General features: G+C 61.6%; 21 protein-coding genes and 2 pseudogenes. 11 read left to right on the forward strand and 12 right to left on the reverse strand.

What is annotated here, in order from left to right; translation table 11 throughout:
• The first annotated feature begins 18 nt into the window (after positions 1-18).
• From WS68_RS05650 to WS68_RS29530, 3 genes are all read left to right on the forward strand, one after another.
• Positions 19-1,374, forward strand: a complete 1,356-nt coding sequence (locus WS68_RS05650; protein ID WP_059569863.1) for an aspartate aminotransferase family protein — start codon at positions 19-21, stop codon at positions 1,372-1,374.
• Between the two features lie 282 nt (positions 1,375-1,656).
• Positions 1,657-3,174, forward strand: coding sequence for a CoA-acylating methylmalonate-semialdehyde dehydrogenase (locus WS68_RS05655; RefSeq protein ID WP_059569928.1), 1,518 nt, complete (start codon positions 1,657-1,659; stop codon positions 3,172-3,174).
• 146 nt (positions 3,175-3,320) lie between these two features.
• On the forward strand, positions 3,321-3,893 hold the full coding sequence (locus tag WS68_RS29530) for a murein hydrolase activator EnvC family protein (RefSeq protein WP_059569929.1): 573 nt from the start codon (positions 3,321-3,323) through the stop codon (positions 3,891-3,893).
• A 124-nt stretch (positions 3,894-4,017) separates the two neighbouring features.
• Here the strand turns inward: WS68_RS29530 and WS68_RS05665 are convergent, their stop codons facing one another.
• Together WS68_RS05665 and WS68_RS05670 are read right to left on the reverse strand one after the other, a co-directional pair.
• The gene (locus WS68_RS05665) at positions 4,018-4,395 is read right to left on the reverse strand and encodes a COG4315 family predicted lipoprotein (RefSeq protein WP_059569930.1); all 378 of its coding nucleotides are present in this window, start codon (positions 4,393-4,395) and stop codon (positions 4,018-4,020) included.
• A 138-nt stretch (positions 4,396-4,533) separates the two neighbouring features.
• On the reverse strand, positions 4,534-5,334 hold the full coding sequence (locus tag WS68_RS05670; protein ID WP_059569864.1) for a helix-turn-helix transcriptional regulator: 801 nt from the start codon (positions 5,332-5,334) through the stop codon (positions 4,534-4,536).
• 122 nt (positions 5,335-5,456) lie between these two features.
• On the opposite strand from WS68_RS05670, the gene WS68_RS05675 reads away from it, so the two are divergent.
• Both WS68_RS05675 and WS68_RS05680 read left to right on the forward strand, forming a co-directional pair.
• Positions 5,457-6,863 carry an APC family permease gene (locus WS68_RS05675; RefSeq protein ID WP_059569865.1) on the forward strand — a complete coding sequence of 469 codons (1,407 nt, stop codon included), beginning with the start codon at positions 5,457-5,459 and terminating at the stop codon, positions 6,861-6,863.
• Positions 6,864-6,896: 33 nt separating this feature from the next.
• On the forward strand, positions 6,897-8,021 hold the full coding sequence (locus WS68_RS05680; protein ID WP_059569866.1) for a DmpA family aminopeptidase: 1,125 nt from the start codon (positions 6,897-6,899) through the stop codon (positions 8,019-8,021).
• On the opposite strand, the pseudogene WS68_RS05685 reads toward WS68_RS05680, so the two are convergent.
• The 3 genes and pseudogenes from WS68_RS05685 to WS68_RS05690 form a co-directional block, all read right to left on the reverse strand.
• Positions 8,012-9,660: pseudogene (locus tag WS68_RS05685) on the reverse strand (histidine-type phosphatase). The gene WS68_RS05680 and the pseudogene WS68_RS05685 sit on opposite strands and share 10 nt — an antisense overlap.
• Positions 9,661-9,831: 171 nt before the next feature.
• Entirely contained in the window at positions 9,832-10,044 is a 213-nt protein-coding gene (locus tag WS68_RS25740) for a hypothetical protein (protein ID WP_082709824.1), read from the reverse strand.
• Between the two features lie 143 nt (positions 10,045-10,187).
• A pseudogene (locus tag WS68_RS05690) lies at positions 10,188-12,391 on the reverse strand (FUSC family protein).
• Between the two features lie 203 nt (positions 12,392-12,594).
• Between WS68_RS05690 and WS68_RS05695 the strand changes: the two are divergent.
• Complete coding sequence (locus tag WS68_RS05695) at positions 12,595-13,605, forward strand: LysR family transcriptional regulator (protein ID WP_059569867.1); 1,011 nt, start codon at positions 12,595-12,597, stop codon at positions 13,603-13,605.
• 157 nt (positions 13,606-13,762) lie between these two features.
• Here WS68_RS05695 and WS68_RS05700 read toward each other — a convergent pair whose 3' ends face one another.
• Complete coding sequence (locus WS68_RS05700) at positions 13,763-14,068, reverse strand: DUF4148 domain-containing protein (RefSeq protein WP_059569868.1); 306 nt, start codon at positions 14,066-14,068, stop codon at positions 13,763-13,765.
• A 147-nt stretch (positions 14,069-14,215) separates the two neighbouring features.
• Here WS68_RS05700 and WS68_RS05705 point away from each other — a divergent pair, with 147 nt between their 5' ends.
• From WS68_RS05705 to codA, 3 genes are all read left to right on the forward strand, one after another.
• On the forward strand, positions 14,216-14,671 hold the full coding sequence (locus tag WS68_RS05705) for a hypothetical protein (protein ID WP_059569869.1): 456 nt from the start codon (positions 14,216-14,218) through the stop codon (positions 14,669-14,671).
• Entirely contained in the window at positions 14,668-15,930 is a 1,263-nt protein-coding gene (gene codB, locus WS68_RS05710) for a cytosine permease (protein WP_059569870.1), read from the forward strand. The genes WS68_RS05705 and codB overlap by 4 nt, the downstream gene beginning before the upstream one ends.
• A 222-nt stretch (positions 15,931-16,152) precedes the next feature.
• The gene (gene codA / locus WS68_RS05715; protein ID WP_059569871.1) at positions 16,153-17,394 is read left to right on the forward strand and encodes a cytosine deaminase; all 1,242 of its coding nucleotides are present in this window, start codon (positions 16,153-16,155) and stop codon (positions 17,392-17,394) included.
• Between the two features lie 39 nt (positions 17,395-17,433).
• Here the strand turns inward: codA and WS68_RS05720 are convergent, their stop codons facing one another.
• From WS68_RS05720 to WS68_RS05735, 4 genes are all read right to left on the reverse strand, one after another.
• Positions 17,434-18,738: an MFS transporter gene (locus WS68_RS05720; RefSeq protein ID WP_059569872.1), complete on the reverse strand. Its 1,305-nt coding sequence runs from the start codon at positions 18,736-18,738 to the stop codon at positions 17,434-17,436.
• A gap of 190 nt (positions 18,739-18,928) precedes the next feature.
• Positions 18,929-19,861 (reverse strand): 3-keto-5-aminohexanoate cleavage protein, encoded by a 933-nt coding sequence (locus WS68_RS05725; RefSeq protein WP_059569873.1) that lies wholly within the window; start codon positions 19,859-19,861, stop codon positions 18,929-18,931.
• Between the two features lie 33 nt (positions 19,862-19,894).
• Complete coding sequence (locus WS68_RS05730; RefSeq protein WP_059569874.1) at positions 19,895-20,692, reverse strand: SDR family oxidoreductase; 798 nt, start codon at positions 20,690-20,692, stop codon at positions 19,895-19,897.
• Between the two features lie 117 nt (positions 20,693-20,809).
• A complete protein-coding gene (locus WS68_RS05735; RefSeq protein ID WP_059569875.1) occupies positions 20,810-21,469 on the reverse strand; it encodes a GntR family transcriptional regulator in 660 nt (219 codons plus the stop codon).
• Positions 21,470-21,787: 318 nt separating this feature from the next.
• On the opposite strand from WS68_RS05735, the gene WS68_RS05740 reads away from it, so the two are divergent.
• Positions 21,788-23,110, forward strand: coding sequence for a TIGR00366 family protein (locus WS68_RS05740; RefSeq protein ID WP_059569876.1), 1,323 nt, complete (start codon positions 21,788-21,790; stop codon positions 23,108-23,110).
• A 53-nt stretch (positions 23,111-23,163) separates the two neighbouring features.
• On the opposite strand, the gene WS68_RS05745 is transcribed toward WS68_RS05740, so the two are convergent.
• Both WS68_RS05745 and WS68_RS05750 read right to left on the reverse strand, forming a co-directional pair.
• Positions 23,164-24,591 (reverse strand): hypothetical protein, encoded by a 1,428-nt coding sequence (locus WS68_RS05745; RefSeq protein WP_156429351.1) that lies wholly within the window; start codon positions 24,589-24,591, stop codon positions 23,164-23,166.
• Positions 24,592-24,686: 95 nt separating this feature from the next.
• Entirely contained in the window at positions 24,687-25,541 is an 855-nt protein-coding gene (locus WS68_RS05750; RefSeq protein WP_059569878.1) for a helix-turn-helix domain-containing protein, read from the reverse strand.
• 270 nt (positions 25,542-25,811) lie between these two features.
• Between WS68_RS05750 and WS68_RS05755 the strand changes: the two genes are divergently transcribed.
• Positions 25,812-26,345, forward strand: a complete 534-nt coding sequence (locus WS68_RS05755) for a DUF1636 family protein (protein ID WP_156429352.1) — start codon at positions 25,812-25,814, stop codon at positions 26,343-26,345.
• The last annotated feature ends 1 nt before the right edge of the window (position 26,346 follow it).

The following is a 26,346-nucleotide window of genomic DNA, read 5'->3' on the forward strand; positions in this document are numbered from 1 at the left end:
CGCGCTGCGCAGACCGCCATGAACGCCCCGACTGATCCCAAGACCCTCGACACGCCGCCGCGCACCGATGCCGAGTGGCTCGACGCGCATTGGATGCCGTTTACCGGCAATCGCCAGTTCAAGCAGGACCCGCGGATCATCGTCGCGGGTGAAGGCGCGTACTATATCGACGCCGATGGCCGCCGGATCTTCGATGGCCTGTCCGGCCTCTGGTGCTGTGGCCTCGGCCATGGCCGCAAGGAGATTGCCGACGCGGTGAGCCGGCAGATCGCGCAGCTCGACTATTCGCCTGCATTCCAGTTCGGCCATCCGCAGTCGTTCGAGCTTGCCAACCGGATCAAGGCGCTGACGCCAGCCGGGCTCGATCACGTGTTTTTCACCGGCTCCGGTTCGGAGGCGGCCGACACGTCGCTGAAAATGGCGCGCGCGTACTGGCGCGCGAAAGGCAAGGGCACCAAGACGCGTCTGATCGGCCGCGAGAAGGGCTATCACGGCGTGAACTTCGGCGGCATCTCGGTCGGCGGGATCGGACCAAACCGCAAGCTGTTCGGTCAAGGCATCGACGCCGATTTCCTGCCGCATACGCAATTGCCGGAGAACGCGTTTTCGCGCGGGCAGCCTGCGCGCGGCGCGGAGCTGGCCGATCGTCTGCTCGATCTGATCGCGCTGCACGATGCGTCGAACATCGCGGCGGTGATCGTCGAGCCGTTTTCCGGCTCGGCAGGCGTGATCGTGCCGCCACAGGGCTATCTGCAACGGCTGCGCGAGATCTGCACCGCGCACGACATCCTGCTGATCTTCGATGAAGTCATCACCGGCTTCGGCCGTACCGGTGCGATGACGGGTGCCGATGCGTTCGGCGTGGTACCGGACATCATGAACGTCGCGAAGCAGGTGACGAACGGCGCGCAGCCGCTCGGTGCGGTGATCGCGAAACGCGATATCCACGATACGTTCATGGCGGCAGGCGGCCCTGACTACATGGTCGAATTCCCCCACGGCTATACGTATTCGGCACATCCGGTCGCGTGCGCGGCAGGCGTCGCCGCACTCGATTTGCTCGAGAAGGAGGATGCGATCGGCCGCGTGCGCGCGCTCGCGCCGCACTTCGAAGCTGCCGTGCACGGCCTGAAGGGCGTGAGGCATGTCACGGACATCCGCAATTGCGGGCTGGCGGCCGGGCTCACGATCGCGCACGTGCCAGGCGAGCCCGCGCGCCGCCCCTTCGAGATCGCGATGCGCTGTTGGCAAAAAGGTTTCTACGTGCGCTATGGCGGCGACACGATCCAGCTCGCGCCGCCGTTTGTCGCAGACAAGCGCGAGATCGACGATTTGGTTAGCGCGTTGAACGACGCGCTGCTCGCGACTGATTGAGTGCGGCCGGCTGGCGGCCGCACCGCGCGATCGGCGAGTGCGGCGCCCGCCGTCTTGATGGTCCAGCGCTCGCGGATTTGCCGCTGGCGTTTGCCAATAGCCGCAGGCTGCTCGGCCAGGGCCAATCGACCAGCCTGCGGGCGGTCGACCGTCCACCCGTGATCGCATACGGAGTTTGTGCCCGTTGCGGCGAACGACGCACACCTGGCCTGCAATGAGCCGCGTGTCGTGCCGCCGCTTTTTTCCGACCCATTCGAACCCAAGATCGCAGGAACCTTCGCGATGAAACACGATAGCAACGTGACCTCCACCCTCGGCCACCTGATCGACGGCAAGCGCGTCGGCGGCGGCGACCGTGTCCAGCCGGTGTTCGATCCGGCGACGGGCGTATCGGCGAAGAGCGTGACGCTCGCCGACAAGCCGACCGTCGAGGCCGCGATCGCGGCCGCGCAGGCGGCGTATCCCGCGTGGCGCAATACGCCGCCGCTGAAGCGCGCGCGCGTGATGAGCCGTTACAAGACGCTGCTTGAAGAGCATGCAAACGAGTTGTGCGCACTGATCACGGCCGAGCACGGCAAGGTACTCGCCGATGCAATGGGCGAGTTGCAGCGTGGTATAGAGAACGTCGAGTATGCGAGCTATGCGCCCGAGCTGCTGAAAGGAGAGCACAGCAAGAACGTCGGGCCGGCGATCGATTCGTGGAGCGAGTTTCAGGCACTTGGTGTCGTCGCGGGCATTACGCCGTTCAATTTCCCGGTGATGGTGCCGCTATGGATGTGGCCGATGGCCGTTGCCTGCGGTAACACGTTCGTGCTGAAGCCGTCGGAGCGCACACCGTCGTCCACGCTGCGGATGGCCGAGCTTGCGCTTGACGCCGGGTTGCCGCCCGGCGTGCTGAACGTGGTGAACGGCGATAAGGAGGCGGTCGACGTCATTCTTGCCGATTCGCGTGTCAAGGCTGTGAGCTTCGTCGGTTCGACGCCGATCGCCGAATCCATTTACACGATTGGCTGCGCGCACGGCAAGCGCGTGCAGGCGCTTGGCGGTGCGAAGAATTTCGCGGTCGTGATGCCCGATGCCGATATCGGCAACGCGGTGAATGCGTTGATGGGGGCGGCATATGGCTCGTGCGGTGAGCGTTGCATGGCGATTCCGCTCGTTGTCGCGATTGGCGATGATACAGCGAATCAGGTCGTCGAAGGTTTGAAGGCCGAGGTTGCGAAGATGAAGGTGGGGCCAGGTGCGGGCGAGGGCGTCGATATGGGGCCGCTCGTCACGAAGCAGCACTTCGACAAGGTGGCCGGCTTCGTCGACGAGGGTGTGGCCGCTGGCGCAACGCTTGTCGTCGACGGGCGCGGCGTGAAGATCGACGGCCACGAAGGCGGCTATTATCTCGGCCCGTGCCTGTTCGATCACGTGAAGCCGGGAATGCCGATCTATCAGCACGAGATTTTCGGGCCGGTACTCGGCGTCGTGCGCGTTGCTTCGCTGGCCGAAGCAATGGCGCTCGTCGATGCTCACGAGTACGGTAACGGCACCTGTCTTTTCACGCGCGACGGTGAGGCTGCGCGTTTCTTCAGCGACAACATCCAGGTCGGCATGGTCGGCATCAACGTGCCGCTGCCCGTACCGGTTGCGTATCATTCGTTCGGCGGATGGAAGCGCTCGCTGTTTGGCGATTTGCACGCCTATGGTCCGGACGCCGTGCGGTTCTATACGAAACGCAAGACGATCACGCAACGCTGGCCATCGGCCGGTGTGCGCGAGGGCGCGGTGTTCAGCTTCCCGTCGAGCCGATAGGCCGTTCCGGGTGGAATGGCCGATGTAATTTTTTGAAAGCGATATGCATTGATTCGGTGTCGCGTGGTATTACTCTCCAGCTTCGCGTCGACGGATGTTCGTTGGCGCGGCGCACTGGCATCGTTTACGAGGAGATGTTGATACCGATGATCTCGTTGTCCAAACCTACCCATCGCTGCGTTCGAAAATCGTTCACGTTTGCATCGCGTGCGGCCGGCGTGGTTGCTGTTGCAATGCTTGCCGCCTGTGCGACGCCGCCGAATTCGGCGCCTGCTGCAGGCTATCAGGGCAAACTGCCGGTGGACGCGACGCAGTCCGCGCAATCGTCTCCTCAGCGGTCCACATTGCCGGATGCGTCAACGCCGGCCTTCGCATGGCCGGTGCGCGGTCCGATCCTCAAGCCAGCCGGCAATACGAACGGCGTCAACATTGGCGGCATGGCGGGCGAGCCCGTGAAAGCGGCCGCGGGTGGCGTTGTCGCGTATGCGGGCAGCAGCTTGCGCGGCTATGGCAATTTCGTGATCGTCAAGCATGACGATACATATCTGAGTGCCTATGCGCACAATCGCGTGCTGAAGGTCAAGGAGGGCGACAAGGTCGAAAAAGGGCAGACGATCGCCGAGATGGGCAGCAGCGACGCGAATCGCGTGATGCTGCATTTCGAGATCCGCCGCAATGGTGCGCCTGTCGATCCGCTGAAATATTTGCCGCCTCAATAAAGCCTCAGCGGGTGGGCAGCGAACGCCGGTAATCGTTTATCCGATCGTTCGGGAATGTTGCGCACCGCTCACTGCCTTCGCGTTTGTCCGCCCGCCTGCGACGCCGTTGCGGGCGAACCACCTTTTAGGACGATGGCCTGACTACGTGCCAAACTTCCTTGAAGCGGTCCCCCTTCTTGTCTCCCTTGACGCTATCCTTGGCAAAAAAATAAAGCGGCTTGCCCGCGTATGCCCATTGCATTGAACCATCGTCGCGCTTGATGATGGTATAGGCGCCTGCCGGCTGATCGCTTGCGCTTGCCTTGTACGGCGGCCAGTTCGTCGCGCAGGAGCCGTTGCACGTGCTCTTGCCCGAGTTCGGCGCGTCCTTGTCGAAGGTATAGAGTGTCATGCCGTTGGCGGCAACGAGTGTGCCGCCGTTGTCCATCGCGGGGGCGCCGGCGAGGGCGGCAAACGGCGCGAACCCGAGTGCGAGCGCCCAGAGGGCGTGGGGGATTTTCATGATCTTCTCCTTGTGCGGGCGGTTACGGCGCCGCTTGCGCGGCAAGTTCGTCACATAGCGCCTACGGGCGTTTGACCAGGCGGCAGTGGTGGCTACGTATGCAGGACGTGGTTGCATGCTCGCACGCTGCACGGATCGTCAGCGTGCGTCATTTTGTCCTAGCGCGTGCAGGAACAGCGAAAATAGTTCGGGCTGCGATGCAATGCCGAGTTTCGAATACAGATGCCGGCGATGTACCTTGACGGTTTCGGGCGAAATCGAGAGCCGCTCGGCTATCGCCTTCGACGAGTTGCCGCGCAGCACGAGCCGCGCGATCGCCATCTCACGCTCGGACAGCCGCTCAGCACCGAAGCGCGTCAATGCACGCTCGACGCGCGCCGTGAGGTCGCCGTCGGTGCGGCCGTGCGCACTGTCGTTCTGCAGTCTGCGCTGCTGGCGCAGTGTCGCGATCAACCACGGCGAACATGCGCACAGACGGCCGAGCGCATCGGAGTCGAAACGGCAGCGTGCGCCGAGCGATAGCGACAGCGTCTCGTCAGGCCGTGTACGCACGATGATCTGCAATTCGTCTTCGCCCACTGCATCGCGGAAATAGCTCAGAAAATATTCGCTCTGCCTGAACCGGTCCGGCGCGACTTCCTCGAGCCGGTAACAACCGTCCGCGAGACCGTCCTGTGCGGCCTGCAGGAATGGATCGAGCAGGTACAACCCGTCCAGATAGAGCGGCACGGGCGACGGCTGGCCCGCGCCGCCGGTGTCATATTCATCGAGCACGGCAGGCATGCCGTCGGCGCCGATTACGGTCGCGAGCGCATTGTCGAACGGCACCATCTCGTTGAGAAACAGGATCAGCAAGCGCCAGAAGCGCGGCTCGCCGAGGTGCTCGAGTGCACGTCCGAACGCCTGATGCATCGCAACTTCGCTGAACAATCGATCCATAAACGCCCCGGATTGGCGTACCTCCAAAGGGGAATTGGCACGTGCAAATTGTCTTCCTAGACTGTGCGCCATGCATAGCCAGAGTATGGGCGTTCAAAAAACCGGCGGCAAAGGAGAGCAAGGTGGCGATGATATCGGAGCCTTCGAGCATGGCGTCTGGTGCGCCGTGCGACGCGCGAGCGGCCAATGCGCTTGTGCGCTCGCTCAGCGTGCGTGACGTCGTGATGATCACCGTGTCGGGCGTGACGCCGGCAAGCTCCATCTTCGTGATCGCGCCGTTCGCGATTCGGCAATCGGGCAGCGGTGCTGTGATGTCTTTCGCATTCGGGGGCTTGCTCGCGCTTGCATTTGCACTTTGCTACGCGGAATTGGGCGCGGCGCATCGCAGCGCGGGCGGCGAGTACGTGATGGTGAAGCGCGTGTTCGGCGGGTTGCCAGGCTACCTGACGTTTGCCGCGGTACTCGCCGTCAACGCATTCATTCCGGCGGTGCTCGCGAGCGGCGCTGCGCCCTATCTGAATGCGGCGCTTGGCACGCATATCGGCAATCAGGCGGTGGCGCTCGCGATCGTGTTCGCGAGTTATGCGCTAGGTATCCTGAATATTCGTACCAATGCGTGGATCACCGGGGCGTTCCTCGTGATCGAGGTACTCGTGCTCGTGCTGATCGCGTATCTCGGTTTCTCGGCGCCGCACCGATCCGCGCTTGCGTTCGTCAATCCGGTCGTCGTGAATGGCGATGCGCTCGTGCCCGTGGCACTCGCCGCGATCATGCCGGCGGTCGGAACGGCAATCTTCTGCTACAACGGCTTCGGCACGGCTGTCTTTCTCGCCGAGGATCTGGACTGCGGCAATCGCAATGTCGCGAAAGCCGTGATCTTCTCGCTCGCGGTGGTGCTTGCCGTGGAGCTGGTACCGCTGAGCGCGATCGTGATTGGCACGCCATCGTTCGTCGAACTCGCGAAAAGCGCGGACCCGATCGGCTATGTCATACGCTCATTGAGCAGTTCCGCCGTATCGCGTGTCGTGAGCGCGGGCATTTTCCTATCGGTGTTCAATGCGATCATCGCGATCGTGATCATGACCGGCCGCTTGCTGTATAGCAGTGGCCGGCATGCAATGTGGTCACCCGCATGCAATGTCGTCTTCACGCGCATTCATTCGCGCTTTGAATCGCCGTGGGGCGCGACACTGGCGCTGGCTGCGCCGTCGATGCTGCTCGTGTTCGTGTCGAGCCTGGACGAACTGACCGCTTTTACCGTTGATTTACTGCTGCTCGTCTATTTCGCGGTCGGTATTGCCGCGCTCGCGAGCCGCGTGCTGCGGCGCGATGTCGAGCATCATTACCGGATGCCGTGGTGGCCTTTGCCGCCGATCGTTGCAATCGCCGGCGCGGGTTATACGCTTTATACGACACTCGCTGCCGCGGCCAGGCCGGCGGATCTGTACATCATTGCGGGAATTGCCGCCGTCGCGTTCGTGACTTACGCGCTCTGGGTACGCCGCAGTGCCCCGTTCCGGCAGCTTTGAATCACGCATCCATTCATCAGGAGGACTAGCGACATGCGCACACGGGATCTGGGCATCCGAATCGGCCGCGGCCGGCCAGGGCGCTTCAACGCGATCACCGACGTGGCGGGAGTGCGGGTCGGCCATCATACGCTTCACGTCGATGCAGGCGATGCATCGGTGCATACCGGCGTGACGGTGATCGAACCGCGCATGGGCCGCGCGCGCGACGAACCGTGCTTCGCCGGCGTGCACGTGCTGAACGGCAACGGCGATGCGACGGGGCTCGAATGGATACGCGAGGCGGGGGTGTTGACCACGCCGATTGCGTATACCAACACGCACAGCGTCGGCGTCGTGCGCGACGCGTTGATTGCGGCCGAGCGTGCCGAGGGCGGCGAGCGTGATCGCGAGCATGTTTATTGGTGCATGCCGGTTGTACTGGAGACGTTCGACGGACTCCTGAACGACATCTGGGGGCAGCATGTGCGGGGTGAGCATGTCGCGCATGCACGCGCCTTTGCGTGTACCGGGCCGGTCGGCGAAGGCAGCGTCGGCGGCGGGGCCGGAATGATTTGCCACGAGTTCAAGGGCGGCATCGGCACCGCGTCGCGTGTCGTCGACGCGACGGCAGGCGGCTGGACCATCGGCGCGCTCGTGCAGGCGAACTACGGACAGCGTGAGGCGCTGCGCGTTGCCGGTTATCCGGTCGGCGAGGTGCTGCGCGACGTGCATTCGCCGTTTCGCGCGCCGGGTGCGGGCGAGCCGGGGATGGGTTCGATCGTTGTGACGCTTGCGACGGACGCGCCGCTGCTGCCGCATCAATGCCGGCGGCTTGCGCAGCGCGCCAGCATAGGGCTCGCGCGAGTCGGCGGGGGCACCGACAATTCGAGCGGCGATATCTTCGTTGCGTTCGCCACGGGCAACAGCGGGCTGCCGATTGCGAGCTACGGACGCGCCGCTGCTGCGACGTTCGACGTGCGGATGGTTGCCGATTCGCATATTTCCTCGCTGTTCGAGGCGGCGGCGGAGGCTGTGGAGGAAGCGATCGTCAACGCGCTTGTCGCCGCATCCGATCTTGCGGCGCGCGGATGCCGCGTCGAGGCGCTGGGCGCGGCCCGGTTGACGGATGCATTGCGGCAGACTGGTTGGCGGCCCGCTCGCGACGCTCAGTTGTAACCGTGGCAGCGTTTCAGGCCGGCGTAGTCATAAAAATGACTGCCGGCCGCGATTCGTGCGCCATCGCACGCGGGTTGAAAATCAGTTTCTCGCTCGTTGTACAGCATCTTCACGATAAGCCGTGAATCGTTGCGATACACGTCCCATTGCAGGTTCGCCGCCATCGGCGACACCGTTTCGCCGCGCCACGGATTGTTTGCATACGTGTAGGTTTGCGCTTGCGGCACGGGAACGAACACATCTTTCAGCTTCAGAATCGATGCGAACGGAATGATGACCTCGGCATGCGTGAAACGCAGCTTTGCCGCATTCGTCAAGTCACCTCGCGCGACAGCATCGATTTCATTGAAGAAGTCATAGGCCAGCCGTTGAGCCATCCGATAGGTTATCGGATTGGCTTCGGCCAAGCCTGGGCCTTTCGTGTAGAAATCCTCTGCATCTTGAAGATAGGCGAGGTATTCAGCCTGTGGCGCGGCGATATAGCGCTCCATCGTCACGCCGCCTGTTTCGGCCTTCATCGCGGGCGCGATTTGCAATAGGTTGTACAGCACGTTTGCTGCGTCGGCGGCGGATTTGATCTTTGTCTTGCCGTCGCCGTTGAGCGTATTGCTGAATTTGCCGTCCGCCGACGTGAACGTATACGTGCCTCGATTCGAGAACGTATAGCCCGCCGTACCGAGTTTCGCGACGAAATCGGGTTTCATCAGCGCGGCGAGGATGGTTTGTGCGACCTGTGCGGTTTGCGGCGCTTGCGTGATCGCATCGAGCTTTGCCGCGACGACGGGATCGTTTACATAGGCCTGGTAGGCGAGGCTGTCGCGATATGTCGCGTAGTATGGGTCGGTGGCTGATGTCACGAGATCGGTCGCGGGCTTTAGCGCATGAAAGTACAGCAGAAAGCGATTGACGGCCTCCGGCTGCGCGATTGGTGCGCCCTGTGGATAGCCTGCCGGCGCGGCGGGCCGCACGATCGACGAGGCGAGCGCGGGCCGTGCGAATACGAGTGCATTCGAGAAATAGGTCGAACTATCGACCGCGCGGTCTTGACCGGAATTGATGACGACGATCTTGCGTCGTGAGGTGCCGGATGCGTTCGCGACAGCGTCGAACAGCGCCGGCATCCGTTGCAGCAGGCGCGAGGCGAGTTGCTGATGCTCGCTTGCGTCAAATTTCCGTAGCCGGGAGCCGAGATGCCTGCTACGCCGTAGCCGAGCAGCGCGTTCGCCTTGATCAACGTGAACGTATCGGCTTTGAGCTGCTGGCCGAGTGCAGTCAATGCACCGTCTGCCTCGGCTTTTTGCAGCATGTCGTAGATCGCGCCGTCGTATTTGAACCCTGACAGTCCCCGCGAACCGTGGCGCGCAACCATTTGTGTGGAGACCGGCGTATAACCGTCGGGCGGCGCTTCGTATGCCGAAATATCCTGAAGCGGACGATATGGCGTTTTCGTTTGATAATAGGTTGGTGTAGCTGGAGCAGGAACCGGAGCGGGTGTCGACGCGGGCGTGTCGGGGGCATGGAGTGCGGCATTCGACGCAGTGCTCGGCGGCGGATTGTCGTTGGCGTTATCCGAATTGCAGCCGGCGAATGCGGCGCATAGCAGAATCGGTCCGACGAGGCGGGTGAGGTGGCGTTTCATCGGGATGATTGCGTGCAATGGATAGGCATGGAGTCCCGCCGCTGGTTGAAGCAGTGCGCGGACGGTCGATCGAGCGCGCAGTCTCACAAAATTATTTGACAGCTTGAAGTCATCGAGCGGAAAGCGTCCCGCGCGCTTTCCGTTTGCATTCGCTTGCGGCGAACACGGTGTTCAACTGCCGAAATAGATGTTGCAGAAGCTGACAGGGCCCACACACTCGCCCGAGTTACTGCGGCTCTGATGAGCGGGCGCTCGGCCGTTTTGCCGGATGGATTCGGTGCGGCTTGCCGATTGAGGGTTCGTACCGGCGGCGGCTTGCCCCTGGGATGCCATTGCAGCGGTGCAAAGCGACAGGACGAAGAGGGCGGCGTACAGCGACTTCATGTTGTTTTCTCCTTGATGTTTAACGCCTTGCTTGGCGTTGACGACACTATATGACTCGGATTCGAGCCGATTAATCCTCGGTGTTGGAGAGCTTCTTTCCATATCGAACAACGATTCACGCGTCATATCGATAAAGCGCGGCGTCAGTGTCGACGTGGCGTGCGCGCTCGCGTATACCGGCAAAACGGCGTGTCCCGGTCGATCAGCGCACTTCGGATGAAATGCAGACAACTGGCGATTCGCTGCATGCGCCGGCGTTCGTCCGGAATCGCATGCCATATGTGTTGCGTATGCTGAAGCGCCCGAATCGCGAGACTGACTGACCTCAGCGTGGTTGCGAGCCGCTGGGCATCGGGCGTTTCGAATAGGCGCGGCAGCGCGTTGGATACCGCGCCGACGAGCGTGGTCCAGCGCGGCGCGGGCACGGTTGACGTGCTCGAGTAGACTTGCATTTCGTTGCGCAGATCGATGACGGCATGGCCTACTTCGAGCGTGACGAGCATCCAGCGCATCGCGTCGCGATAACCGCGCGAGCGCTTGACGAGCAGGTTGCGCAACTGCGAAATCAAGTCATGCGTGCTCGACTGAAACCGTTGATCCAAGCCGGGCAACGGGCCTTTGCACGCGAGCGCAACTTGGCGGCGCAGGTCGCGCGTAATCTTGCCGATAAGCCAGGGCGACTCGGTGGGCAAGAACACCGCGAAGGCGAGCGATGTGGTGAGCATCGAAACGATCAGTGCAAGCCCGTTGTTGAGCAACATGTCGGGCGCATAGGCGATCACGTTGTCCGGTCCGGCAAGCAGGCAGAAAAACACGACGAAACCGATTCCATAGCCGGACTTGCCGGGCAGCGTCGCGAGAAACGCACCGAATGCGAGCGTTGGCGCAAGCGCTGCGCATAGCAGCGCAAAACCGCCGATGTTCGGGTACACGTAGCAGAGGTACAGGTAGCCGGCGAGCGTCGCGCCCGCCGCGCCTGCCGCCATCTGTGCGATGAAGCGGCTCGCGCGTGCGGCGCTTGAACTGAGCGCGCCGCGATGGCGGTGCCGATTACCGCGAGTGCACCGCTCGGCCATTCCGAGGCGATCCAAAATGCACTCATCGCGCCCATCGCCACGATCGTGCGAACGAACGTGAAGCCGACGAAATACCGGTTGGTCTTCACCGCATAACGAGTAACCGAGCGCTCGAGAACGTGACTGTCGAGCGCGAGCGATGCATGTGTTAGCGCATAACCGCGAAATTCGTCGACGAAGCGATAGAGCAGTTCGATCGCGGTATCGAAATCGAGCAAGCCGGCTCTTGCGTGCTCTTCGATTGCTCGTCGCGATGCACGCGCGCACTTCGGCAGTGCGGCGAGGTAATCGCTCAGCTCGGCAATGGCCAACGAGTGCGCATTTTCGTTGCGCTCGAACTCGACGCCGATCCTGCCGAGCAATGCCGATAACGTTTCGATATGCGAACTGATGGCGGCGAGCACGTTGCTCGCATGATTCGTGCGCAATCGTTTGATCAGTTGATGGAACGCGTGCAGCCGCGCGCACGCATTCATGAATTCGCTGTTCAGCCGCGCAAGCCTTCGGCTGCGCGCGCGAATCCGCGGATCTTCGAATGACGCGAACGCACGGTTTGCCTCGAAACCGACGATGCCGTCGAAGAAAACCGCGAAGCGCCGCTCGAATGCACTTCGTTCTACGAAGCCGCCGAACGTGCTGGCGGCGAATGCAATGAAATCGTGATGACGCGTGTTCAGCGTGCGCATCAATGCGTTGCTCGAACTGAGGGGGAATACGATCGCGCTGACCGTGGCCGAGCAGATAATTCCGACGCTGACTTCGCTCGCGCGCGTGAGCGCCGCGAGAAACAGCGTATTCGGAGCCATCACGGCCGGCAGACCGATGAGTGCGGCGGTATAGCCAGCAAGCACGTAACCGTACCAACGGAAATGTCGATTGCGCACGGCCGCCGTAATGCAGAGCGCGACCCACAGCGTCATGCCGGTCATATAAAGCTCCGGCTGTTGCGCGCACAGTGCGCCCAGTGTCAACGCGGCGGCGAGCCCTACGGCGGTGCCCACGATTCGATAAAAGCTTTTCGCGAACACCATGCCACTCATCGGCTGCATCAGCACGAATACGGTCGTCATCGCAATGCGCGGCTGCGGCATGTCGAATAGCATGGCGATACCCATCGCAAGCAACGCCGCCGAGACCGTTTTCATGAGATGAAGCCACACGAGCCCGCTGCTCTTCGCCCAGTCCCGCGCGAGCTTGACGAACACTGGCCACCGTGGCGGCCATCGTTGCGGATCGATGGAGAATCGCGGTGACGCAGGCTCGGTTTTCATGACAAAGACGAATGCTCGTGACGGTGCTGATCGGGAGCCCCAATCCGCACGACGATGCCGAATCGACTGGAGCGGCGCCGATTGTAGGAGCGTCGTGCACGCGTATTAACGAAACTACGAGGAAACCATCGTTGCAACAGAAGTAACAATCGACACCGGGTGCTGGAGGACAATAGCGGCTCTTCGACAAGTTTCGAACCAGCATGGACACGTTACAGAACATGCGGGTATTCGCCCGTGTGGTGGAAGCGGGAAGCTTCACGGCGGCCGCGCAATCGCTGAATTCGACGACGGGCGCGATGTCGCGCGCTGTGTCTGAACTGGAGGCTCGGCTGAGAACGCGCCTGATGAATCGTTCGACGCGCCGTCTGGCACTGACGCCTGCCGGCGAGCGCTATCTGCTGCGCTGCCGGCAGATTTTGGCCGACGTGGACCAGGCCGAGGAAGAAGCGAGCCGCGCGCATGAGCGCCCGGCGGGCGTGTTGCGCATGCATAGTTTTGCGAGCATTGGCCAACACTACGTGCTGCCTGCACTGACTGAGTATCGCGAGCAGCATCCGGATGTATCGATCAAGCTTATGCTGTCGCAACGAATGCCCGATCTCTTTGACGGCACGAGTGACATGGCAGTCGTCACGGCGGCTGCATTGCCCGATTCGGAGCTGGTGTCGCATTTGCTGGGCTCGACCTACAACATCTTGTGCGCGACGCCGGCATACCTGCGCGCGCATGGCGCGCCGTGCAGCCCGCGCGATCTCGCGCGGCATGCGTGCCTGACGCTGTGCACGCCCGCGTTTCCGTCGCACGAGTGGCAGCTCGAAGGGCCGGCGAACACCGAGACGATCAAGGTGGAGGGGCCGGTGCAGACCAACACCGCCGAATCGCTCGCAGTGGCGATTCGTTCAGGTATCGGCATCGGCATGCTGCCGCTTTACGCGGCAATCGAGGATTTGCGACGCGGCATGCTTGTGCGCGTGTTGCCCGCGTATCGGCTGCAGAAGATGAACGTCTACGCGCTCTATGCATCACGGCGCTTTATCGATGCGAAAGTGCGGACTTGGGTGGACGCATTGCGCTTTCATATGCCGAAGATGATCGCGCGTGATGAGGCGGGGTTGTCTTCGATCGGTGCGCAGGCGTGCGAGACGGTGCGGAATGCCTGTGCGGTTGCGCGGGAGGCATCTGCCGATTCCGAGCTGGCACTGACGCATTGACTCGCGTATCGGTTCGGATTTCTCAGCGTTCTCGATGTGCCTGAAGCGATCGCGATAAGTGTGCGGCATGCATTGACCGCTTTGAAATTAGCCGTGTTGCTCGCGCATTCCGCACGTCATGCCGCGCGTGCGGAATGCGTGCGAAGTGTGGTGTCGCTTATTGGACGTGGGCTGCGGCAGGTTTGCCAGCCTCTGCGATGCCGCTGACAGCCGCACCGTAGGACGTCGCCGCCTTTTGCTGGGCGAGGCGTTTCCGATCGAGCTGTTGTTGAGCGGCTTGAATGTCTTCCGGATAATTCGTGTCATTGCCGCGTGCCGGCTGGTAGCCGACCGATTCGAGGTCGACGAGTTCCTGAATGACGTGGGCGCGTGTGAGCCCTTGGCTCGACGGCTGCTGCGCAAATGAGACGACCGGTGCGGCGAGCATAAGCGCGGCAGCGGCAGTGGCGGCGATCGATTTCATATAGAACTCCGAGATGATTCAGTGCGATTCGACGTAGTTCGCGTCTGGCGATTCGAACTGTCGATACGCAGTTTATGGAGTCGCCGCGTATGGAAAAATCCTCGGAGCTGGTTTGCAGCCTTCCAGATCGAACAACATTGAACCGGAATGAATAGCGCCGCGGCGCATGGTTATTCCGGTACACCGGTGCTCGGCGTGCGATCGCTGCCCGTGCGCTGTTATCGATGCGATTTCACCCTGCCCGCCCGCGTTGTGCGATGGCAGCATTCATCCGAAGCTGGCGACCGCACATACGAGTGCCAATTGCGCGGGTTCATCCAGTTTCTTTTCATCGAAATCGGCAACATGCCGTTCGTGCGGAAAAGTGTGCGATGCGTGTCCGCGGTGGTGCATCGCATCATGTTTTGCACATTAAAATGGCGGCCGGATTGCAGACTGAGCTACGGGCATTGTGCAATTTGCACACTCCACATTGTCCGCTTTACCGCGCTTTACCGACGCCGTGCCGGCCATGAGCATGGCATGGCCCTTGCGATCATCGGCGTGCCGCCAATCGCGGCATATCAACTGTTCGCGCTGAAACGCTGGAGACCTGAACGATGACGAAGCAAGGCGAATTTTCATTGAGCGAAGTGCCGCAGAACGAGCGCAAGGGCTTGTTCTCGATCACGATGGTATTGCTGAGTTTCACGTTTTTCACGGGCACGATGTTCGCGGGCGGCAAGATCGGCGTGGCATTCGGTGTTGTCGACATGCTTTGGATCGCCGTTGCCGGCAACCTGTTGCTGGCCGCCTATGCGGCGTCGCTTGGATTGATCGCGGCGCGCAGCGGCCTCAATTCGGTATTGATGGGGCGCTTTTGTTTCGGCGAGATCGGCAGCAAGCTGTCCGATTTCCTCCTCGGTTTCGCGGAGCTTGGCTGGTATGCATGGGGCACCGCGACGGTTTCGATCGCTCTCGTCAAGTTGCTCGGCTGGCCGCAGGTGGTGACGTCGCCGCTGATGGTGCTGTTCGGTCTAGGTTTCTCGATTACCGCGATCGTCGGTTATCGCGGGATGGATGTGTTGTCACGCATATCGGTGCCGCTGATGTTCGTGCTGCTGATCGTATCGATGTGGATCGCGACGCGCGATATCGGCGGTTGGCAGGGACTGGTGAGGGTGTCGCCGGCGCATCCGATGACGTTTCCGGCGGCGATCACGATGGTGTTCGGCACGTTTGCAAGCGGTGCGACACAGGCGACCAACTGGACGCGCCTCGCGCGCGGTGGCCGTACCGCGATGCTCGCGAGCCTGATCGGTTTTTTCGCCGGCAACGGTTTGATGATCGTCGCGGGCGCGTATTGCGCGATCGTTTATCAGCAGCCGGATATCGTCGAAGTGATGATGTTGCAGGGGCTGTCGATTGCGGCAGTCGTGATGCTATGCCTGAATTTGTGGACGATCCAGGGGCCGACGATCTATAACGTCGCCGCTGCCGCGTGCCATCTGCTGCGCACCGAGCGCCGTCGCACGCTGACGCTCGCGGGCGCGGTGTTCGGCATCGTGCTGGCGATCGGCGGCATGTACGAACTGCTGATTCCATTTTTGCTCCTGCTCGGCTCGATCATTCCTCCTGTCGGCGGCGTGATCATGGCAGACTATTGGTTTCGGCACCGCGGCCGCTATCCGGCGCTCGTGTCGGCGCGGCTGCCGCGCTTCAACGTCCCGGGACTGGCCGCCTATGCAGTAGGCGCGGCGATGGCGTATGCGTCGCCGTGGATCGCGCCGATCGTGGGTATTGCCGCGTCGTCGTTCGCGTATGTCGTGTTCGTGCAGATCTCGCAGCGCGTCGCACGCGCGCCTTCGATCCAGGAGCCATGAGCAGATGAGTTCGAGATGATTTCGCGACGAAAATATTCGGAAGCCTGATCGATGAGAATCGCTGTCATACCACCGTGCCGATCGAAACGCTGGACGCGTTGCCACGAATGAACGGCCACGCAAATCACGTGGCGGAGCAATGATCGATTCACCACAATACGCCCAATCGCCGGCTGCGTTGCTTGCATGGCGGACGCTGGGCTCTCAACTACAGGAGCGTTCATGAAAATCGTCAATGCCGCGCTGCGCAAGCGCAATGGCCTGCACACCATCGATATCGACGGCGGCATGATCGCGGCCATCACGCAGCAATCCGAGCGGATCGCTACGCCGGATGCGGATCATATCGATGCGGCCGGTCAGCTCGTGATTGCGCCGCTCGTGGAGCCGCACATTCATCTCGATGCCGTGCTGACGGCGGGGGATCCGGAATGGAATATGAGCGGCACGCTGTTCGAAGGCATCGAGCGTTGGGCGCAGCGCAAGGCAACGATCACGCATGACGATACGAAAGCGCGTGCGCATGCGGCTATCGGTATGCTGCGCGATCACGGAATTCAGCACGTGCGCACGCATGTCGACGTAACCGATCCGACGCTTGCCGCGCTGAAGGCGATGCTCGAAGTGAAAGACGAGGCGCGCGGTCTGATCGATCTGCAAATCGTGGCATTTCCGCAGGAGGGTATCGAATCGTTCGACGGCGGACGAAGGCTGATGGAACAGGCGATCGAGATGGGCGCGGATGTGGTCGGCGGGATACCGCATTTCGAGAACACGCGCGAGCAGGGTGTGAGTTCGATCAAGTTTCTGATGGATCTCGCCGAGCGAACCGGCTGTCTCGTCGACGTGCATTGCGACGAAACCGATGACCCGAATTCGCGTTTTCTCGAAGTGCTCGCCGAGGAGGCGCGTGTGCGCGGTATGGGCGCACGCGTGACGGCGAGCCATACGACGGCGATGGGCTCGTATGACAATGCGTATTGCTCGAAACTATTCCGGCTGCTGAAGCGCTCGGCGATCAACTTCATTTCGTGTCCGACCGAGAGCATTCATTTGCAGGGACGTTTCGATACATTTCCTAAGCGGCGTGGCGTGACGCGCGTCGCGGAGCTGGATCGTGCGGGGCTCAATGTGTGTTTCGGTCAGGATTCGATCAGAGACCCGTGGTATCCGCTCGGAAACGGAAATATCCTGCGCGTGCTGGACGCGGGCCTGCACATCTGTCACATGATGGGCTACGACGATTTGCAACGCTGTCTCGATTTCGGCACAGATCATGGCGCACGCACGATGCATCTTGGCGAACGTTACGGAATCGAGCCGGGACGGCCCGCGAACCTGCTCGTATTCGATGCCGGCAGCGACTACGATGCGGTGCGCCGGCAGGCGAAGGCGCGGCTGTCGATCCGGCATGGCGAGATCATCATGCAGCGCGAGCCGGAGCGGCTTGCCTATCCGGCGTAACGCAGCAAGAGCAAGCAAGCCGTGCGCGGCCTTCTTGCTTCACTCGTGCCCGTTGCGCAGCCGCAGGCTGGCCAACGCCGCGATCACGAGCGCGGCGGCCAGCAGCACGAGGCCGTTTTTCGCGTCGCCGCTTACCTGCTCGATCATGCCGGCTACTGTCGGCCCGACGAAGCCGCCGAGCAAACCGCACGTATTGACGAGCCCCAGGCCGCCCGCGAGCGCGCTTCCGCTGAGCCGCGACGCGGGAAACGTAAAGATGATCGACTGCACGACGAAGAACATCGTCGCGGCAACGCACAAGCTGACCAGTTCCATCACGGGCGATGCATGGGCGGCTCCCACAAGCCCGAGCGCCATCACGGCAAGCCCCGCGCATAGCATCGTGCGCGCGCGACGCGAATTGCGCGCAAAGCGCGGCAGCGTTGCCGCCCCGAGCGCGGCGGCAAGCCAAGGTGTAGCCGTCAGTATACCGATCACGAATGGAGAGAATTGTCCCGACGCGCCAATGATGCCTGGTAAAAAGAAGATCACGGTATAGATCGTCAACTGGTGGCAGAAGTATATGAAAATCGCCAGCCAGATTTGCGGATCGCGCAGCGCGACACCGAACGAATGACCGCCGTGCGCAACCGAGCCGGTTTCCTGCTCGGTTGCGAGTGCGTGCTCCAGTGCGCGGCCGGTTTCCGGTGCGAGCCAACGCGCGTCGCTCGGACGATCGGGCAGGCGCATCCATACGACGAGCGCAAGCGCAATCGCCGGTATGCCTTCGATCACGAATAGCCATTGCCAGCCATGCAGCCCGAGCAGCCCGTCGAGTTCGAGCAGTACGCCGGCGAGCGGTCCGCCGACGATATTCGCTATGCAAACGCCGAGTAGAAAGTAACCCGTCGCGCGTGCGCGTTCGTCGCGGCCAAACCAGTAGGTCAGATAAAGCATCACGCCAGGAAAGAGCCCGGCTTCAGCGGCGCCGAGCAACAGCCGCATCAGATAGGACGACGCTTCGCCACGCACCAGGGCCATCGCGATCGACAGCACGCCCCACGTCATCATGATCCGGGCGATCCAGAAACGCGCGCCGACACGATGCAAGATCAGATTGCTCGGGATTTCGAAGCATGCGTAAGTCAAGAAAAACAGCCCCGCTCCGAGACCGTATGCGGCCGACGAGATGCCGAGATCAACGCTCATCGAATGCTTCGCGAACGCAATGTTGGTACGGTCGAGAAAACTAATGACATACGCGGCAATCAACAACGGCAGCAGTTTTTTGAACAGCAGCCGGTTCAACGGCGGCGCGGCGTGAACGGCGGCGGGGTGCAACGCTTGGGCTTGGCGAGTGGACATGTTGACGGCTCAGGTAAAGGCGAACTGGCGCGCACGGCAAGCGCGACGCACTGTGTTCGACAAAAGTTGAGCAGATGACGCAGTCGCGCGCCGGCGGCACTCACCGGGAGCGGGGCGATGGCGGCCTGGCGGTGGCCGGCGCCGTGTCTCTGCGCTTGCTTGCGTATTCAGCGAGTGGCGGGCGGCCGGCTCAGAACTTGACCTCGCCGCTGCCCTTGAGCCGGAGCATCGCGCGTGCGTCTGACGGAGTAGCGATGTCGAGCGATAATCCTTCGAGTACCTGACGAATTTTTTGCACCTGCTCGGCGCTCGATTGTGCGAGCTTGCCGGGCGCGATCCACAGCGAATCCTCGAGTCCGACCCGGACATTCGCGCCTTGAGCCGCGCCGATCGATGCGAGCGGAATCTGATGGCGGCCTGCGCCGAGAATCGACCAGACATAGTCCGCACCGAACAGGCGATCGGCGGTGCGGCGCATGTGCATCAGATCTTCCGGATGTGCGCCGATTCCGCCGAGCAGGCCGAACACGCTTTGGATGAAGAACGGCGGCTTCGCAAGCCCGCGATCGACGAAATGCGCGAGGTTGTAGAGGTGCGAGATGTCGTAGCACTCGAATTCGAAGCGCGTACCGTTCGCGCCGCAGCGCGTCAGGATGGTTTCAATGTCCGAGAAGGTGTTCTTGAATACGAGGTCGCGGCTCTTTTCCAGATGTTCGCGTTCCCACAGGTGCTTGAATTCCCGCGTGCGTTCGAGCATCGGGTAGAGGCCGAAATTCATCGAACCCATGTTGAGCGACGCGATTTCCGGTTGAAAATGAAGCGCCGGGCGCAGACGTTCGTCGACCGTCATGTGCGGGCTGCCGCCCGACGTGATGTTGATCACCGCATCGGTTTGCGCTTTGATGCGCGGCAGGAATTGTTCGAACACGGCGGGATCTTGCGTGGGCTTGCCATTGGACGGATCTCGCGCGTGCAGATGCAGAATCGCCGCGCCGGCCTGCGCTGCGTCGATTGCCGCGGTTTCGATTTCGAGAGGCGTGACGGGCAGGTGCGGTGACATCGAAGGTGTATGGATCGCGCCTGTCGGCGCGCAGGTGATGATGACTTTGCGAGCGTTTGCCACGGTGGTCTCCTGGTCGAGCTGGGTGCCGACGGATTAAAGCGTTTCAACGTTGCCGCAGACGGAAATGGCTTGGCCGGTGATGCCGCGTCCGCCCGGTGTGCACAGGAATAGCGCGGTGGCGGCGATTTCGTCGGGGTCGGTCATGCGGCGCAGTGAAATCTTCTCGAGGTAGCGTGCCTGCATCTCGTGATAGCCGAGGCCGAGTTGCGCGGCGCGTGCTTCGATCACGCGCCGCATCCTCGGGCCGCGCACGATGCCCGGCTGGATCGCGTTCACGCGGATGCCGAGCGGGCCGAGTTCGATCGCGAGACTTTTGACCAGACCGACGATCGCCCATTTGGTCGCTGAATACGGCGTGCGATACGCGTAACCCAACCGGCCCGCTACCGACGAAAGCGCAATGATCGAGCCGCCATGGGTGGCGTCGCGCAACAGCGGCACCGCACGGCGCGCGAACTGGAATTGCGCGTTCAGATTGATCGCGACGGTCTGTTCCCACTGAGCGGGGGTGATTTCGTCGATACCACCAGTCGGCCCTGCGATGCCGGCGTTGTTGACGAGCACGTCGAGCCCGCCGAATGTGCGCGTGATATCGGTGAACACGCGATCGATTGCGCCGGGATCGGTGACGTCGGCTAGCGTCGCACCGAGTGCTGGCCGTTGGGGCCGGTCGGCAAGCGCGGCGAGTGCCGTTTCGGATGCGTCGCAAATGTGCACGCGCGCACCGCAGTTAGCGAAGGCGTCTGCGATCGCGAGGCCGATGCCGGCTGCGCCGCCTGTCACCAGCACGCGCAGATCGCCGTAGGGTTTGAGCAAGTCGTGTGTGGCCATGCGCAATGTCTCCTTCGATGTTGGATGGTTTTTCGAATCGAAATCGAATCGGTTCGTGTGCGGCCGGCTCGTGGATCGCGGCGGGCCAGCGTGGCTGCTAGGTGTGTTGCCTAAGCGTCACGAGCGCGCGCGCAGCCGCGGCGACGCCTGTTCGGCCGTGAGTGAAGCAGCGAGATCATGCGCGGCATGGCCGATGTCCAGCGCGATGCCGGCACGCACGCCGGTGCCGTCACGCCGCTCGAGCGCATCGACGATCGTGCGGTGTGCATTCATCGAGCGGCGCATGTGCGGAATATCAAGCGCGACCATGTTCAAGAACGGGCCGATCCGCATCCACAGGTTCTGAATGATCGCGAGGGTGCTTTCGCCCGCGCCGTGCGCATAGATCGCGCTGTGAAACGCGAAGTTGCTTTGCAGATACGCATGGGTCCGGCCGGCTTCGGCTTGGGTTTGCATGGTTTCGCAGAGGCGACGGATGCCGGCGATCTGCGCGTCGTTCATCCGCGCAGCCGCGCGTTCGGCGACGCAGCCTTCAAGTGCGATGCGCACGTCACGCAGTTCGTCGAGCATGTCGGTCGTCATCGGCGGTACCACGAGTGCCCGGTTCGGCCCATCGATGAGTGCGCGCTCGGCTCGCAGCCGTGTGAGCGCGGCGCGCACCGGCATCGTCGACGAGCCGACCGCTTGCGCGACGCCGCGCAAGCTCAGCGCCTGGCCAGGCGCGAAGCGGCCGCTCATCAGTGCTTCGCGCAGTTGTTGGTAGACCTTATCGGCCATCGTTTCTTGTTCAATGACCTTCAATGCGGGAGGGGCGGTGCGCGTGATCAATCCGGGCTCCTGATTTTGATATGTGATTCGTGATCACACTGTGGGTGCGTGGAAGTGTTGTCGATGGCGTTGCGTGCGTCAAGGAGCGAGCGGTAGGGGAAAACGCTAGACGTGCGAGCGCAGTTGGGGATGTAGTCAGCACGCGCAGCGTGTTTGTGCAAGAATCCGCCCGGTTCGCCGAAACATGCCGGCAGCGTTGAATGCCGGTTAGTTCGCTAATGAGCATGCGATTGGCGTCACCCTGAACGAAGAGACGAGGAGAGACAATTGATTCAACGCATTTCCGCTTTTTTCACACAGATCGTGCATCGGGTGCTGCCCGACCCGTTGATTTTCGCGATCCTGCTAACCATCGCGACGTTCGCACTCGCGTTCGGCCTTACGCCGCAATCGCCGCCGCAACTTGTGATGATGTGGGGCTCGGGCTTTTGGAATCTGCTTGCATTCTCGATGCAGATGGTGATGATCCTCGTCACCGGGCATGCGCTCGCCAGCTCCGCGCCCGTCAAGCGCTTGCTGGTCGCGCTGGCGTCGTCGGCGCGCTCGCCGGGGCAGGGCGTGATGCTCGTGGCGTTCGTCTCGGCGCTCGCGTGCGCGATCAACTGGGGTTTTGGCCTCGTGCTCGGCGCGATGCTCGCGCGCGAAGTCGCGCGGCGCGTGCGCGGCGTCGATTACCGGCTACTCGTCGCGTCGGCTTATATGGGCTTTTTGAGTTGGCACGGCGGGCTGTCCGGATCGATTCCGCTCGTTGCCGCGACGAAGGGCAATCCGATGGAAAAGACGGTTGGCCTGATCCCCGTGTCGGACACCCTCTTTACCGGCTATAACGCATTCGTGACGATCGGCCTCACTGTGATGCTGCCGTTCCTCGCGCGGTTGATGATGCCCAAGCCGTCCGACGTCGTGATGGTTGATCCGAAGCTGCTCGAAGATCCGCCGAGCGTCGAGCGCACGCTCGGGCAGGATGCGACGCTTGCCGAGCGGCTCGAGGAGAGCCGTTTGCTGTCGATGCTCGTTGCCGCAGTGTGCTTCGTGTTTCTCGGCGTGCGCTTCACGCAAAAGGGCTTTGCACTCGACATCGACACGGTAAACCTTGTTTTCCTTGCCGCCGGTATCCTGCTGCACCGCACGCCGATGGCATACGCGCGCGCGGTTGCGGCGGCCGCGCGCGGCGCGTCGGGCATCATGATCCAGTTTCCCTTCTATGCGGGTATCCAGGCGTTGATGGATCACTCGGGGCTGGCAGGCGTGATCACGAAATGGTTCGTCGATATCGCGAACGTCCACACGTTCGCACTGCTCACGTTCCTAAGCTCGGCGGTGATCAATTTCGCGGTGCCGTCGGGCGGCGGTCACTGGGTCGTACAAGGGCCGTTCGTGATGCCGGCCGCTCAGGCGCTTGGCGCGGATCTTGGCAAGGCAGCGATGGCGATCGCATATGGCGAGGCGTGGACCAACATGGCGCAGCCGTTCTGGGCGTTACCCGCGCTCGCGATCGCAGGGCTCGGTGTGCGCGACATCATGGGGTATTGCGTGACAGCGCTGTTGTTTTCGGGAGTGGTGTTCGTGGCGGGGATGTATTTGTTCTGAGCATGCCTGCCCGCCACGGCGTCGATGGGTTTTGACTTTCGTGCGTGCGTCGCCTACGATGCGGGCGCGCATTGGCTCTGCCGGATGAGTTCCATCATGCCGGGGCCGCGAGGTCGATGTAGCGTTTGTAAATAGCTGGCCGCATAACGCTGCTGATCCTGATCCTGTTCGTCCAACAGAAAGGGTGTCAGTGCGTGGGCGGCTAGATCGCTGAAGAGGTTGTATTGATCGACGGAAGCAAAATGGCGAGTCGTGTCGGCCCACCGGGCATGCATCAAGGCCGAATACGAAGGCGGCTGTGCCATGCCGGCAACCGGCTCGGTCAATTGCTGTTGCATAGCATTGCTGACATACAGCGTGACCAGGTTGTCCGGAAAAACTCGCCGGATAGCGTTTAAGCGGCGCGCTTTTTCCACGCCAGTCATGTCGTCGGAAAACAGTCTGCGCATGATAAAGATGCCAACCGGGCGATGTGGCGCAATGGCCGCGCGCAATTTCTCGAGAGCGGCGACGATTTGCACGGTGGAAAAAAGCCTGAGCGTGCCGGCGGAGGTGGTGTAGTTGCCACCGAGCCAGATCGCGTAATCGACCGGCGGCGCGGGAACGGGCAAAACGTTGGTGTTGCGAACCGTCGTCATGACGAGCGGTGTCAGGTACACGGCAACGCGTGGATGCGCGCGCTGCAGCTGACTGTACAGATCGGCGTCCCTTTCTTGCAATAACGCAAGTTGTGAATCCGTCGTGTACAGATTCAGTCGGCCCATGCTGTCGATCTTGTCGCTTACGAATGTCTTGATCGTGCTATCCAGCAAATGGGTATAAATGGCAACGGGGCGCGTGAGCAGAGACGACCTTATCGGACGTGTTGTCAGCAACGAATCTGCGGCACGCTGCCCGACAATCATGATACAGGCCGAAGCGGTGACGTCGATTTCCTGCGGGGCGAGCTGTGCCAGATCGACGAACTCCGCCGCCGGAGTGAGTTGAGTTGCAAGCATCGACGCGGCTTGACTGTCGGCTCCGTTACCGGTGGCGATCAGCACCGTTTTTGCCGGTGCCGATACGTTGACGGCGAGCAGTATCGTCAACAGAGCAAGTTGGTTTTTCATGCGTTTGTTGCAGGCCAACGATGTGTTTGGGGCAGGTTTCGGTTGCTTGTCGCGCTTCGATTGCATTGCCGGGCACCTGTGTGGCGTCAATCGGCAATCGAGCGGCCGCACGTCATTTTTACCAGACGCGCGTGCGTCGGCGATCGGTATATCGGAGAAATTGATACGGTATCCGAAAAGGCGACGGCTTGGGATGCCGTCGGAAGCGGTGCGGCCTTTTTGTCGTGATTGGATGGTGATGGAAAATACACGCGCATTCTGACGCCGATGCAGGGCTCTTGGCCGGCTCGCATCGGCGGTGCCGAGAAGAATTGCCGCGTGTGGCGGATGCGCGCTGATGAGCGATCGAGAGACAGCGAATGAGACCGTCAAGGCAAGTGCGTGTTTTTTATTTCCGGCCGGGGTAAGCGCTTTTGCACGCCATTTGATATTTCCTTGATTGGCGATTTAGCCGGCCCGGGAAATATTCAAAGCATCGATTCCACCAAAGGGCGAGCCGAGCGGACATGGGCGGCACGCCGATAATCGGAAGGCGATACGCCGGTATGTTCCTTGAAAAAACGCGAGAAATTGCTGGCCGCCGAAAATCCCAGTTCATGCGCGAGGCTCGCGAGCGGCAACCGGCCGTTGATCAGTTCACGGATCGCCTCCTCGAGCCGAAGCGCGCGCCAGAACACTTGCGGCGTGGTATTGAGCTGATCCCGGAACAACACGAACAGGCGCGCGCGCGAAAGCCCTGCTTCGCTGGCGATTTCATCGATGGTCGAACGAGCATCGACGCGCTCATGCATCAGATGCACCGCCATTCTAAGCTTGCGGCTCAATACCGGCGCGTTGACGGCCTTTACTCCGCGCCGTGTCACGGCCGATGATGCTTGCACGGACATCATGATCAGTTGCTCGACGGCTTGGTCGATGGACGCGCTTTTTTCCGAATCGGAGAGAATCAGCGCGAGGAGCTGCCATAAGCGGGCACGTAACGCCGGGTTGATGTCGATTCTTGGCGAAGGAAATAAAAAAGGACCGCCCGCTGTGCGCGCCTTTTGCTCCAGCCACGCTTTCTCGATATAGACGGCAAGAAACAGCGCGGGCCGATCCGACGCGAGCAACTTCAGGTCGTGCTGCTCATATGGGTTGACCGCCGAAGCCTGGGTCGTGCTGTACCGAAAGGCCTCGGTGCCGATTCGCGCTTCGGCTTGCGCGCCGCCGAGCCACCAGACGATATGCGCATCCGGATGGGCGTGAGCGACCAGCCCCGAGCGCAGCGACAACAGCGATATGCGGCCGAAAGCGCCGTCGTGGAGTGCGAATGTCTCCGTCATGCTTCCTCCTGTCTACGTATCAATGCATTTGATTTATAGGCAATAAGACTAGCATTTTCGCGGTTGACCGGGAATCTGACACGTGAACGAATCCTGATTGATTTTTTTAAAAAGTGGATTCTTGGATAAGTTACGGCTGACGAGAAATAGCATGGCGAAAAAGATTTCGGTTTTCAAAAAATAGCGAGACGCCGCGATAGACCGGCAGACGTTTCGATATGGCGCAGGCAATCAGCATTCGTAGAATCGCCGCATACGGGATCGGGGTGTGTGGCCGCGATTCCAACTGGTGAGCGCGGTTTTCGCGCGCGCCCAACGGAGAGCGCGATGCGCACAGTGTCCGAGCAGCACACCCAAACAGCAGATCGGCGCGACGAGCCGTCAGCGGCCAGGCTGCTGGCCGAGACGCTCGTCATTTGCAGAACCTGCCCGAGAAACCGGCCCAGCAGTGGCGCGTTCGCCCATGCGCTGTACCGGGCGATGAAAGATGCGCTGTGCGGGCAGGGTGTCGACGTCAGGCTGGTGCATTGTCTCGGAGGCTGTGTCGATCCTTGCGTCGTGGTGCTTGACTCACCTGTGAAGCCGCGGCTTCGTTTGTCGGGGCTGACGGAATCGATGGCAGGCGATCTCGTCGACGCTGCATTGGCTTATCGGTTAGCCGATGCCGGGCATGTTGGCGCGTCGATGTTGCCGGTGGTATTGCAGTCGAACATATCGGCGATTTCGCCAAAAAACAGGTTTCGGACTGACGCCGGGCCGGGCCGGATCGGCCCTCAACCGATTTTCGAATCGATCAACGAATAAT

This window comes from Burkholderia sp. TSV86 (genome assembly GCF_001522865.1).
Classification (GTDB): Bacteria; Pseudomonadota; Gammaproteobacteria; order Burkholderiales; family Burkholderiaceae; genus Burkholderia.